The following is an 11,924-nucleotide window of genomic DNA, read 5'->3' on the forward strand; positions in this document are numbered from 1 at the left end:
GCTTCCCACCCGACGTCTGAAAATTGCCGCCATGGCCGCACGCCTGGCGCTGGGGCTGGCACTGGCTTTCTGGGTCCTGTTCGGTGCGGCCTGGGCCGTGCTCCACGGCTGGATTGTGCCGCGAATCGCCGACTTCCGCCCGCGCCTGGAAACGGCGGCCACCGAGGCACTGGGGGTGCCGGTGCGTATCGGCCAGATCACAGCCCGTTCGGGCGGCCTGATCCCCTCCTTCGAGCTGCGCGACGTCACCCTGCTCGATAGCCAGGGGCGGGCGGCGCTGAGCTTGCCGCGCGTACTCGCTGCCGTCTCGCCTTCGTCCCTGTGGCGGCTGGGGTTTGAGCAGATTTACATTGACCAGCCCGAGCTGGACGTCCGGCGGACTGCGGACGGAAAGATATACGTCGCCGGCCTGGATGTCCTGCACAAGCGCAGGGATGGCAAGGCCGGCGCTGACTGGTTTTTTTCCCAGACAGAATTTGTGATCCGCGGCGGCACGGTGCGCTGGAGTGACGAGTTGCGGCAGGCGCCGGTGCTGGCCCTCACCGAGGTCGACTGGACTTCGCGCAACCCAGGCAAGCGCCACCTGATGCGTCTGGATGCAACGCCGCCGCCAGCCTGGGGCGAGCGCTTCAGTTTGCGCGGGGTGTTCCGCGAACCGTTTTTGTCCGGCGGTGCCGGGCAGTGGCAGCGATGGGCCGGTCAGCTTTATGCCGAATTCAGCCGCGTTGATGCCTCCGAGGTCAAACGTTACGTCAGCATGGACCGCCTCGGCATTGATGTGAAGGCCGGTTCCGGCGCCTTGCGCGCCTGGATGGACGTGCAGGACGGTCAGTTCACCGGGGGCACCGCAGACCTGGCCTTGCTGGAAGTTGATGCGACGCTGGGTCGGGCGCTGGAGCCGCTGGCACTGCAGGCTGTGACTGGCCGTATCGGGGGCAGGCATCTGGCCAATGGTTTTGATGTGGCCACGGAAAACCTGCAGTTCCGTACCCGCGACGGGCTGCAGTGGCCGGGCGGCAACGCCGCGATCGTCTATACCGGCGCCGAAGGCAAGTTGCCAGCGCGCGGTGAAGTCAAGGCAAACAAACTGGACCTCGCGGCGCTGGCCTTGATTGCCAACCGGCTGCCACTGGGCCTCGCCACCCACAGACTGATCGCTGCGCTGGCGCCCAAAGGACTGGTGGAAACGCTCGAAGCGAACTGGCAGGGTGCGCTCGATGCACCCACTGCCTATGCGGCCAAAGGTCGCGTGGCCGGGCTGGCGCTGGCGTCGCGGGCGGCGCCCCCCGGCGCGGGAGGACCGGGCAGCCAGGCGTCTATCGGGCGGCCTGGTGTGCGCGGCGCGCTGGTTGACTTTGACCTGACCCAGCAGGGCGGGCAGGCCAAGGTCAGGATCAACAACGGCGAGCTGGACCTGCCCGGCATTTTTGAGAATCCCCGCCTGTTGTTCGAGCAGTTCTCCACCGATGCCCAGTGGAAGCTGGCCGGTTCGAAGATCGACGTTCAACTGCGCAACATGGTGTTTGCCAATGCCGATGCCCAGGGCACGGCGCAAGCAGGCTGGCAGACGGCCGATGTGGCTGCGGCTGGCGTGGCAGGCGCCGGGCGCGACCACCGCTTCCCCGGCGTGCTCGATCTGCAGGGCGCTCTCAGTCGCGGTGATGCCAGCAAGGTGCATCGTTACCTGCCGCTGGTCTTGCCGGACGAGGTTCGTCACTATGTGCGTGATGCCGTGTTGGCGGGAGCGCTCACGAATGTCCGGTTCAAAGTCAAAGGCAACTTGAACGACTTGCCATTTGCCGACCCGAAACTCGGTGAATTTCGGGTGTCCGCCAAAGTCGCCAATGCGGCCTTCGCGTATGTACCGAAGTCCATTCAGCCGCGTGAAAGCAGCGCCTGGCCGGCCTTGAGTGACCTGGCCGGCGAGCTGGTGTTTGACCGCGCGTCGCTGCAGGTCAATGGCGCCACCGGACGGGTGGCGGGTCTGCCCGGTCTGCAAATCATCAAGTCCGACGCGCGTATTGCTGATTTGATGCATTCAGCCGCCGTGCAGGTCAACGCGGAGATCAAGGGCCCGCTTGCTGACGCCCTGGGCTTCGTCAATGCTTCGCCGCTGGCCGAAATGACGGGCAAGGCCTTGAGCAAAACCGTGGCGAGCGGCGCCGCCGACTACAAAATCCAGCTGACCCTGCCGCTCGCCAAGCTGGACAACACGCGTGTGCAGGGGACGGTCAGCCTGCCAGGCAACGATGTCCAGTTCACGCCCGACACGCCGCAATTGACGCGGCTCAAGGGGCTGGTCAGCTTCAGCGAAAGCGGGTTTGCGATTTCCGGGGGCCAGGCGCGCATGCTGGGTGGGGACATTCGGCTGGAAGGCGGCACCCGTGGCGCGCCATCCGGCGCAGCGCGTGCCGTGGCCGGCATCCAGGAATTCCCGGACGCTGCCGTGGTGATTCGCGTGCAGGGCACGCTCAGCGCCGAGGGCTTGCGCCAGGCCAGGGAGCTCGGCCTGGCCGCGCGCCTGGGTGCCTATGCCAGCGGCGCGACAGCCTACTCCGCCAGTCTGGGGTTCAGGAAAGGCATGACCGAGATCAGCGTGGCCAGCAACCTGCAAGGCATGGCCCTGAGTCTGCCGGCGCCCCTGACAAAAAGCGCCGAGAGCCTGCTGCCGCTGCGCTTTGACAACACGGCCGTGCGCGAACCCAGCGGCGCCGCAGGCCCGCCGACCCAGGACCAGTTGTCGCTCAGCGTGGGAAGACTGGCATCGGTCATCTATGTGCGTGACATCAGCGGCGCCGAGGCACGGGTGCTGCGCGGCGCCATGGCCATCGGCCTGGAGGCCGGCGAAAGCGCGCCGCTGCCCGACAGCGGGGTCACAGCCAACATCAATCTGGCGCGCGTGGACATTGATGCCTGGGCGAAGGTGCTGGACGCCTCCAGCGACACGGGTCGGACAGCGGTCTCTGGCGACCTGACGCCAGCCAGCGCCGTGCTCAGCTACCTGCCGACCAGCATGGCGATACGCGCCAGGGAACTGCTGCTGCAGGGGCGCACACTGCACAACGTGGTGCTCGGCGGATCGCGCGAGGGCCTGACGTGGCGCGCCAACATCGATGCGACCGAACTCAACGGTTATGTCGATTTCCGCCAGTCTGGCGGCGCCGGCGCGGGCCGGCTGTATGGGCGTCTGGCGCGTTTGAGCCTGGGCCAGGGAACCGCCAGCGAGGTCGAGGCCATCCTGGACGAGCAACCTGCCAATATCCCGGCGCTCGACATTGTGGTTGAAGACCTGGAACTGCGCGGTAAAAAACTCGGGCGGGTAGAGATTGAGGCACTCAACCGTGGAGCCGGTACGGTCTCCCGCGAGGGCGGTGTGCGGGAGTGGCGACTCAACAAACTCAACATCATCATGCCGGAGGCCACCTTGACGGCCAGCGGGAACTGGGCGGCCGTCAATGCGCAACAGGCTGCCGTGGTGACCCGTGGCCGCGCGCCGGTCGAAAGGCGCCGCACGGTGATGAACTTCCGGCTGGATATCGATGATTCAGGCGAGTTGCTCAGGCGATTCGGCATGGCCGATGTCATCCGCCGCGGCAAGGGCCGGCTGGAAGGCCAGATCGCCTGGATCGGCTCACCCCTGAGCCTGGATTATCCGAGCCTGAACGGCCAGTTCAATGTGAACGTGGCCTCGGGCCAGTTCCTCAAGGCCGAGCCGGGCATTGCCAAGCTGCTCGGCGTGCTCAGTCTGCAAGCCCTGCCGAGACGCCTGACGCTGGATTTTCGCGATGTGTTTTCTGAGGGCTTCTCGTTTGACTTTGTGCGCGGCGATGTCAGCATCACCCAGGGCCTGGCCTTCACCAACAACCTGCAGATGAAAGGCGTCAATGCCGCCGTGTTGATGGAAGGGACCGCCGACATTGCAAAAGAAACGCAGAACCTCACGGTGGTGGTGGTGCCGGAGATCAATGCGGGAACGGCCTCGCTGATCGCGACCGTGATCAACCCGGCGATAGGCATCGGCACCTTTCTGGCGCAGTATTTCCTGCGGCGTCCGCTCACGCAGGCGGCTACCCAGGAGTTCCACATCGACGGCACCTGGACCAACCCGAAAATCACCAGGACGGAACGCAAATCCGTGGTCGGCGCGAAGACCAGCGAAGACACCGGAGAGAAATAAACATGCATGTCGCTGCGATTCAAATGGTGTCCGGCACCCATGTTCAGGCCAACCTGGATGCGGCCAGGCAACTGCTTGAACAAGCGGCAGCGCAAGGGGCCGAGCTGGCGGTGTTGCCAGAATATTTTTGCCTGATGGGCTGGAAAGACAGTGACAAACTGGCTGTCCAGGAAACGCCCGGTCAGGGCGCCATCCAGGATTTTCTGGCGCAGTCGGCGCGTGAGCTCAAGCTCTGGATTGTCGGCGGCACCGTGCCACTTCGCGCCAGCGACAGTCAGCATGTCCGCAACAGCGCACTGGTGTACGCACCGACGGGTCACTGTGTGGCGCGTTACGACAAGATCCATCTTTTCATGTTCGACAATGGGCGGGAGCATTACGACGAGTCGCGTGTCATCGAACGTGGCGCGCTGCCGGTGACGTTTGAGCTGCCGTCCACCGACGGCCATCGCTACCGGGTTGGCTTGAGCATCTGTTATGACCTGCGTTTTCCGGAACTCTACCGTGCAATGAAGGCCGATCTGCTGCTGGTGCCCAGCGCCTTTACCTACACCACCGGACAGGCGCATTGGGAAACATTGCTGCGCGCGCGGGCGATTGAAAACCTGGCGTATGTGGTGGCGGCTGCCCAGGGCGGCGTGCATGAGAACCAGCGGCGCACCTGGGGTCAGAGCCTCATCGCCGATCCTTGGGGGCAAGTACTTGCGCAGCACGACCAGGGCCCGGCAGTGATTATGGCCGAGTTGCGGGCCGAGCGACTGAGCGCCGTACGCGTGCAGCTTCCCGCGCTGAAGCACGGGGTACTGTGACCCCGCTGTCAAAGGTGTTCAACAGACGCGCAGGCCGGCGCTGGAGCCGACGCTGGGCGCTGTGGACCCTGCTGGTTGCCTTGCTTGCCGGCTTGTTGTCCACCCTGGTCTGGCTCGCGGGCCGGTATGAAGCCAGTCAGGTACAAAGCCGGCTGGAGCAGGATGCAGCGCAGATGGTCACCGACATTCGCGCGGAGCTGACGCGCAACGTGCAGAGTTTGCAGGCCCTGCAGGCCAAAAGCCCAAGCACGCAGGCCTGGCGCAGCCCTGCGGCCGAACTCCTGCACGAGAACCGCGAGATCATGCGTCTGGAATGGCGCGACCTGACGCTGGGCTCGCTGTCTTTCGTCGAGACCCCTTATCGGACCTCGGTGTTCGAGCGCCTGGGCCGGGACGGCACGCAGACCGATGTCGGCTTTGCCTGCGCCGCCGCGCGGCGTTTCAGCGGCCCGGCGTATTCGATCAGCTATTTTCTGCCGCAGGCCGACGGCCTGGGCCTGGAGGTGCTGGACATGTGTGTCCCGGTGCTGACTGCCGGCCGACTCGCGGGCTACCTGGTGGCGACCTACTCACTGCCCGATATCCTGTCGGAGATGGTCGGTCGGCAGGTGGCGCGCGGTCAGGGCCTGGCCTTCACCGAAGCCGATGGCACTCGGCTGGCGATGTATGGCAACCCAACGCGCGGCAACCAGGCGCATGTAGCGCAGCAACTGCTTGACCTGCCAGGAAACACCCTGGTTCTTCGGCTGGAGAGTCGACGCGGAACACCCGACCTGTTTCCCAACCTGCTGACCGCCCTTGTCACAGCCATGTCGGTGGCGCTGGTGGCGGTGCTGGCTTTGCTGGGTCGCGACATGCGGCGACGGCTCAGGGTGGAACACGACCTGGCCGACGCACTGGCTTTTCGAAAGGCGATGGAGGACTCGCTGGTCACCGGCATGCGCGCCCGCGACCTGCAGGGGCGGGTGACCTATGTGAATCCGGCTTTCTGCCAGATGGTGGGTCTGGAGGCCGGCGAGTTGCTCAATCGGGACATGCCCCCGCCCTACTGGCCACCCGAACAGGTTGAGGAATATGGGCAGCGTCAGGCCAGCCGCCTGGCCATAGGCGCGCATTTGCCGCGTGAAGGCTTCGAGTCGGTATTCATGCGACGCGATGGTTCGCGTTTCCCGGTGCTGATCATCGAGGCGCCGCTGATCAACGCGGTGGGCAAGCAGACCGGCTGGATGAGCGCCATCCTCGATGTCAGCGAGCAGCGACGCATTGAGGAATTGTCGCGCGCCAGCCAGGACCGTCTGCAGGCGACGGCGCGCCTGGCCACGGTCGGCGAGATGGCCTCGCTGCTCAGCCACGAGTTGAACCAGCCGCTGGCGGCGATTTCCAGCTACGCCACGGGCTCACTGAACCTGTTGCAAAGCGCTGCCGCCGATGCGCAGCAGCCCTCCAGCAGCGAGGACTTGCAACTGGCCATGCGCCGCATTGCCGAGCAGGCCGAGCGGGCCGGCAAGGTCATCAAAAGTGTGCATGACTTCGTGCGCCGCCGCGATCAGGTGCGCGAACCGATTGCACCACGCGCGCTGCTTGATGCGGTGATGCCGCTGGTCAGCCTGCAGGCGCGCAAGCTCGGCGTGCGCGTGCTCATCGAGGTGGACGTGAGTTGCGGACCGGTGCTGTGCGACCGGACCATGGTCGAACAGGTGCTGCTTAATCTGGCGCGCAATGGCATGCAGGCCATGCAGGGGCTGGACAAAAGAAGCCGTACCGAAAAAGTACTGACTTTGCGCGTCAGGCCGGCCGCGTCCAACGCCTGGAACCGCTGGGTAGAGTTCGCCGTGATTGACTATGGCGAGGGCATCTCGGAAAAGGTGGCCAAGCAACTGTTCACGCCGTTTTTCACCACCAAGGCCGAAGGCATGGGGCTGGGCCTGAGCCTGTGCCGCACGGTGATCGAGCAGCACGGCGGCTTCCTGGGTTTTGAGGCGGGTTTGCCTCAAGGTACGATTTTTACTTTCACCCTGCCGGTGGCGGTCAGCATCGCCGAATCGCCTGAACGGGCCGCCCTGACGGTCGGGGCCTCATAAAGGACTTGTCATGGAACCGATCCAGAATGCCACGGTCTACATCGTCGACGACGATGCCAGTGTGCGCGAGGCCCTGGCCTGGCTGCTGCGTTCGCGGCGCCTGCCCAGTGAGTCCTTCGACAGCGCGGAGGCCTTCGACGAGCGTCTGTCCAGTGCTTTTCAGGTCACTTCGCCCTCGTGTGTGCTGCTCGACGTGCGGATGAGCGGTATGAGTGGTCTGGCGATGTTTGAAAAATTGATTGCCTGCGGCCTGCTGCCCACGCTGCCCGTGATCTTTCTGACCGGCCATGCCGATGTGCCGACCGCCGTTGATGCGGTTAAACGCGGCGCCTTTGACTTTTGCGAGAAGCCGTTTTCTGACAATGTGCTGGTGGACCGTATCGAGCAGGCGCTGGCGCAGTCGGCGGCGGCGCTGGCCCAGCGCAGCGAGCACACCGGCCTGCGCGCGCGTCTCGACGGCCTGACCGAACGCGAGCGTGATGTGATGCGACTGGTGGTGGAGGGTTTGCCGAACAAGCTGGTCGCCGACCAGCTCGACATCAGCGTGCGCACGGTGGAAGTTCACCGTGCGCGTGTTTTTGACAAAATGAGCGTAAAGTCGGCGGTAGAGCTCGCTAACTTGCTACGTAATTTATAGCATCAGGACGGATCTCGGGGCTTGTTGCTTGTCGTCTCGGGCTCGGCGTCTTTCTTCAGTTCACCATTCTTGCGACCGGAAAACATGGTCCACCAGACAATGAACACCAGTATCAGCAAGGCCCCCAGGGCTTCAAGTAAAAGTAAGGTCATGACTGTTTTTTCCCGGGCAACACACGCCGCCGCCATTATCGCTTTCGTGGGGCTGCTCGCTTCCTGCGCCACCGCGCCGTCCCCGCGGGTACCGTCTGCGCCGCCGCCCGTTGCGGATACGCCGCGCCCCGGCGACAGCACCGCTTTGCCGCCGCCAAGAATCCAGGGAAAAAGCCGCTGGGTGGCCGTGCCCTGGTCGGAGTTACCGGGTTTTGAAAGCGATGCGCTGTTCGAGGCCTGGAATGCCTGGCTGAAAAGCTGCGAGCGTCCACGGCCTGCGTTTGCCAACCTGTGCGGCGAGGTGCGGCGACTGAGCATTGCCAGCGGCGAGGAGCAACGCGCCTGGATGATGAACCGGCTGCAGCCCTACCGCGTCGAAAGCCCGCAAGGCCAGGCGGAAGGCCTGTTGACCAGTTACTACGAGCCGGTACTCAGGGCCAGCCGCCAGAGCGGCAACGGCTATACCGTGCCGCTGTACCAGCCGCCTGCCGGGCTGGCCTCCCGCAAACCGTGGTTCACGCGGCAGGAAATCGACACCCTGCCGGAAGCGCAGGCCGCGCTGCGTGGCCGGGAGATTGCCTGGCTCGCCGACCCCATCGACGCGATGTCCCTGCATATCCAGGGGTCTGGCCGCCTGTCCATCACGGAGCCCAACGGCGCGCAGCGAACGGTGCGGGTGGCATTTGCGGGCTCCAATGAGCAGCCGTTTCGCAGCATCACCCAATGGCTGGCGGAGCAGGGCCAGGGTCGCATGACAGCACCGTGGACCGAGTCCACCAAGGTCTGGGTGTCCCAAAATCCGCAGCGCCTCCCGCAACTGCTGTGGAGCAACCCGCGCTACATTTTTTTCCGCGAGGAGGCGCTCGGTGAGCAGGATGCTTCTTACGGACCGCGCGGTGCCGAAGGTGTGGCATTGACGCCTGGGCGCTCCATCGCGGTGGACCGCGAGAGTATTCCCTATGGCACACCGGTCTGGCTCGCATCCCGCAGCGCGTCGCTGGACCTGCAAAAACTGGTGATGGCGCAGGACACCGGCAGCGCCATCGTCGGGGCGGTGCGCGCAGACTATTTTGCGGGGACGGGACCCGAGGCCGGGCTGCTGGCCAGCCGGGTCAACCAGCCCCTGCGTTTGTGGGCGCTGTGGCCCAAATGAGCCCGGCGCGCCGCCTGGCTTATTCGATCTTGGCGCCCGAGGCCTTGACCACGTCGGCCATGCGTTTGTAGTCCACCGCCAGCAGCTTGCCGAAGTCGGCATTGCTCATGGCCTTGGGTTCGATGCCCTGCTTGTCCAGCCGTTCCAGAATCACCGGGTCTTTCAGCAGCCTGGCCATGGCGGTGTTGATGCGTGCAGCTTCGGCTGGCGGTGTTGCGGCCGGGCCGAGCAGGCCAAACCAGGAGTCGAAGGCATACCCAGGCAGGCCGCTTTCGGCAATGGTCGGCAGCTCGGGCAGGTACTTGCTGCGCTGCGGCGAGGTGACGCCCAGCAGGCGGATGCGGCTGTCCTTGGCAAAAGCCAGCGCACCAATGCTGGCGGCAATCACGGCGTGGGCGCGGCCCGAGATCACCTCATTGATGGCTTCGCCGGTAGCCTTGAGTGGCACATGCACCAGGTCGATGCCGGCCAGGCCGTTGAAGTAGGCCATCGACAGGTGAGTTGCGCTGCCCATGCCGGCGGTGGCGTAGTTCATCTTGCCGGGGTTGGCCTTGGCATAACGGATGAACTCGGCCACGTTTTTGGCGGGCACGTCGGGATGGATCATCAACACATAACCGGCCGTGCCGATGTGGGCCAGCGGCGCAAAGTCTTTTTGCGGGTCGTAAGCCAGCTTGGTGTAGAGCGAACCGGCAATGTTGTGGCTGGCTGCGGCCATCACCATGGTGCTGCCGTCCGGCTCCGACTTGGCGACAAAACCGGTGCCTATGGTGCCGCCCGCACCGGCCCGGTTCTCCACAATCACGGTCTGGCCCAAGGCTGTGCCCAGCTCGCCGTTCATGGCGCGCGCCAGGATGTCCTGCACACCGCCGGCCGCGAAAGGCACAACGACACGCACGGTTTTGCCGCTGGCCTGTGCCCAGGCGGGCACGGCGCTCACGCCGCCCAGGGCAGCCAGTCCGGTGGCGATGGCTGCGCCCAGCAGGGTTCTACGTTTGATCATGGGATATTTCCTTGGTGTAGTGACGGTTTCAGTGAATGCAGATCTCGTCGGCCAGCCGGCGCATGAAACGCTCGCACCAGGCCAGTTGTTCGAGCGTGACCCATTCATTGGGCTGGTGGGCCTGCGCAATGTGGCCGGGTCCGCAGACGATGGTCGGCACGCCGACCTGGTGGAACAATGCAGCTTCCGTGCCAAACGACACCTTGCCGGCGCCGGATGACGCATCCACCCCGGCGCATTTGAAACACAGGCGCGCGATATCGCTGTCGGCATCGGTGGCAAAACCGGGCAGCACAGAATTCAGTGTGTGCGTGATGCCGGTGTCAGGCGCCACCGCTTGCATGGCCGGGATAAGGCTGTCGGCGAACTCTTTCGCCTCATTGAACAGCAGCTCCGGCGAGTTCATGTGGTGGTGGCGGATCTCCCAGGTCACCTCGCAGTCGCGCGGGATGATGTTGAGTGCCGTACCGCCGGCGATCACGCCGGTGTGGATCGTGGTGTGCGGCACGTCGTAGATCGGGTCGAACGGCCCTTCGGCGACGAGGCGGCGGTGCATGGACCGGAGTTTGGTGACAAATTCGCAAGCGATCTCGACCGCGTTGACACCCTGCGGGGTCAGCGAGGAATGCGCCTCGAAGCCACGCACCGAGGTTTTGTAGGCATGTTTGCCCTTGTGGGCGATCACCACCTGCATACCGGTCGGCTCGCCGACGATGCAGCCGGCCGGCTTGTAGCCACGTTCGACCATGTCGGCGATCAGGCGGCGCACGCCGATGCAGCCGACCTCCTCGTCGTAGCTGAAGGCCAGGTGCACCGGACGTTTGAGTTTGCGTTTGAGCAGCTCCGGCACCATCATCAGTGCGGTGGCGCCATAACTTTTCATGTCGGTGACGCCGCGGCCGTACAACCGGTCGCCGACAACCTGCGCGGCAAAGGGGTCGGTGTCCCAGGGCTGGCCATCGACCGGCACCACGTCGGTGTGGCCCGACAGCACCAGGCCGCCGGTTTTGGTTTCACCGTCGGCGGCAGGCAGGGTGGCCCAGAGATTGGCCTTTTTGCCGCTGTCGTCATATGTCAGGTGGCATTCAATGCCCTGAGCTTCGAGCAGCGTACGTGTCCATTCGATGATGGGCAGGTTGCTGTCGCGCGAGACCGAGGCAAACGAGACCCATTTTTCAATCAGTGGCAGCGCGGCCAGATCGGCGGCCTGCACGGCGCGCAGGGTGGTGGTGGGCAGGGGGGCGTTCATGAGGAACCTTTGCAAAGAGCCTTGAAATGAAGGCGTGTCAGGACGATGTCACAAAATTGTAGGGCAGAGCCTGTCTGCTATGAATAATATAGCAACTGACCTATGTCCGACATGGGTTGAAGGCCAATTTGATGCATAAATGGCCGTTCCGCCACAGTCCGGCATGCTGTTCGTCAGTTGCGCTTGCCGGCCGCGAGGTGGTCCAGCGGCAGCGCGCTGCTGGCCTTGACCTCGCCCAACGAGAAGCTGGTGTGCATGTCCTTCACGTTCGGCAGATTCAACAGGCTTTTCAGTGCAAAGCGGGAAAAGCTGTCCAGGTCCTGCGCCACCACCTGCAGCTCGAAGGTGCCGGTGCCGCTGATGTAGTGGCAGGCAATGATTTCGGGCAGCTTGCGGATGGCTTCCTCCATCGTGCTGGTGGCGTCGCCGGTGTTGCGGTCGGCGTCCAGCCGCACAAAGGCCAGCACGCCGAGGCCGATCTTGTGGCGGTCGATCTCGGCCCGGTATCCCTTGATGAAGCCACTTTCCTCCAGCGTCCGCACGCGCCGCCAGCAAGGCGCGGCGCTGAGGCCGACGCGCGCGCTGAGTTCGGCATTGCTAAGACGCCCATCACTTTGCAATTCGTTCAGGATCGCGATGTCAAACTTGTCGAGTGTTTCCATA

9 protein-coding genes are annotated in these 11,924 nt (G+C 64.4%); 5 read left to right on the forward strand and 4 right to left on the reverse strand.

Features of this window, described 5'->3' with window-relative positions; all coding sequences use genetic code 11:
- Positions 1-31: 31 nt before the first annotated feature.
- The 4 genes from ACH2CW_RS14650 to ACH2CW_RS14665 are packed head-to-tail and all read left to right on the forward strand — an operon-like array spanning position 32 to position 7,704.
- Complete coding sequence (locus ACH2CW_RS14650; RefSeq protein ID WP_395059413.1) at positions 32-4,177, forward strand: YhdP family protein; 4,146 nt, start codon at positions 32-34, stop codon at positions 4,175-4,177.
- A gap of 2 nt (positions 4,178-4,179) precedes the next feature.
- The gene (locus ACH2CW_RS14655) at positions 4,180-4,986 is read left to right on the forward strand and encodes a carbon-nitrogen hydrolase family protein (RefSeq protein ID WP_395059415.1); all 807 of its coding nucleotides are present in this window, start codon (positions 4,180-4,182) and stop codon (positions 4,984-4,986) included.
- A gap of 5 nt (positions 4,987-4,991) precedes the next feature.
- Complete coding sequence (locus tag ACH2CW_RS14660; RefSeq protein ID WP_395059469.1) at positions 4,992-7,067, forward strand: PAS domain S-box protein; 2,076 nt, start codon at positions 4,992-4,994, stop codon at positions 7,065-7,067.
- A gap of 10 nt (positions 7,068-7,077) precedes the next feature.
- Entirely contained in the window at positions 7,078-7,704 is a 627-nt protein-coding gene (locus tag ACH2CW_RS14665) for a response regulator transcription factor (RefSeq protein WP_395059417.1), read from the forward strand.
- A 2-nt stretch (positions 7,705-7,706) separates the two neighbouring features.
- On the opposite strand, the gene ACH2CW_RS14670 is transcribed toward ACH2CW_RS14665, so the two are convergent.
- The gene (locus ACH2CW_RS14670; protein WP_395059419.1) at positions 7,707-7,856 is read right to left on the reverse strand and encodes a hypothetical protein; all 150 of its coding nucleotides are present in this window, start codon (positions 7,854-7,856) and stop codon (positions 7,707-7,709) included.
- Between ACH2CW_RS14670 and ACH2CW_RS14675 the strand changes: the two genes are divergently transcribed.
- Entirely contained in the window at positions 7,789-9,009 is a 1,221-nt protein-coding gene (locus tag ACH2CW_RS14675) for a murein transglycosylase A (RefSeq protein ID WP_395059421.1), read from the forward strand. The genes ACH2CW_RS14670 and ACH2CW_RS14675 overlap by 68 nt on opposite strands.
- Before the next feature lie 19 nt (positions 9,010-9,028).
- Here the strand turns inward: ACH2CW_RS14675 and ACH2CW_RS14680 are convergent, their stop codons facing one another.
- The 3 genes from ACH2CW_RS14680 to ACH2CW_RS14690 form a co-directional block, all read right to left on the reverse strand.
- Positions 9,029-10,012 carry a tripartite tricarboxylate transporter substrate-binding protein gene (locus ACH2CW_RS14680; RefSeq protein ID WP_395059423.1) on the reverse strand — a complete coding sequence of 328 codons (984 nt, stop codon included), beginning with the start codon at positions 10,010-10,012 and terminating at the stop codon, positions 9,029-9,031.
- 28 nt (positions 10,013-10,040) lie between these two features.
- On the reverse strand, positions 10,041-11,261 hold the full coding sequence (gene argE / locus ACH2CW_RS14685; RefSeq protein WP_395059425.1) for an acetylornithine deacetylase: 1,221 nt from the start codon (positions 11,259-11,261) through the stop codon (positions 10,041-10,043).
- Positions 11,262-11,434: 173 nt separating this feature from the next.
- Entirely contained in the window at positions 11,435-11,923 is a 489-nt protein-coding gene (locus tag ACH2CW_RS14690; RefSeq protein ID WP_395059427.1) for an Lrp/AsnC family transcriptional regulator, read from the reverse strand.
- Between the last annotated feature and the right edge of the window lies 1 nt (position 11,924).

The sequence above is a fragment of the Polaromonas sp. genome (assembly GCF_043778355.1).
In the GTDB taxonomy this organism is placed as follows: Bacteria; Pseudomonadota; Gammaproteobacteria; order Burkholderiales; family Burkholderiaceae_C; genus Polaromonas.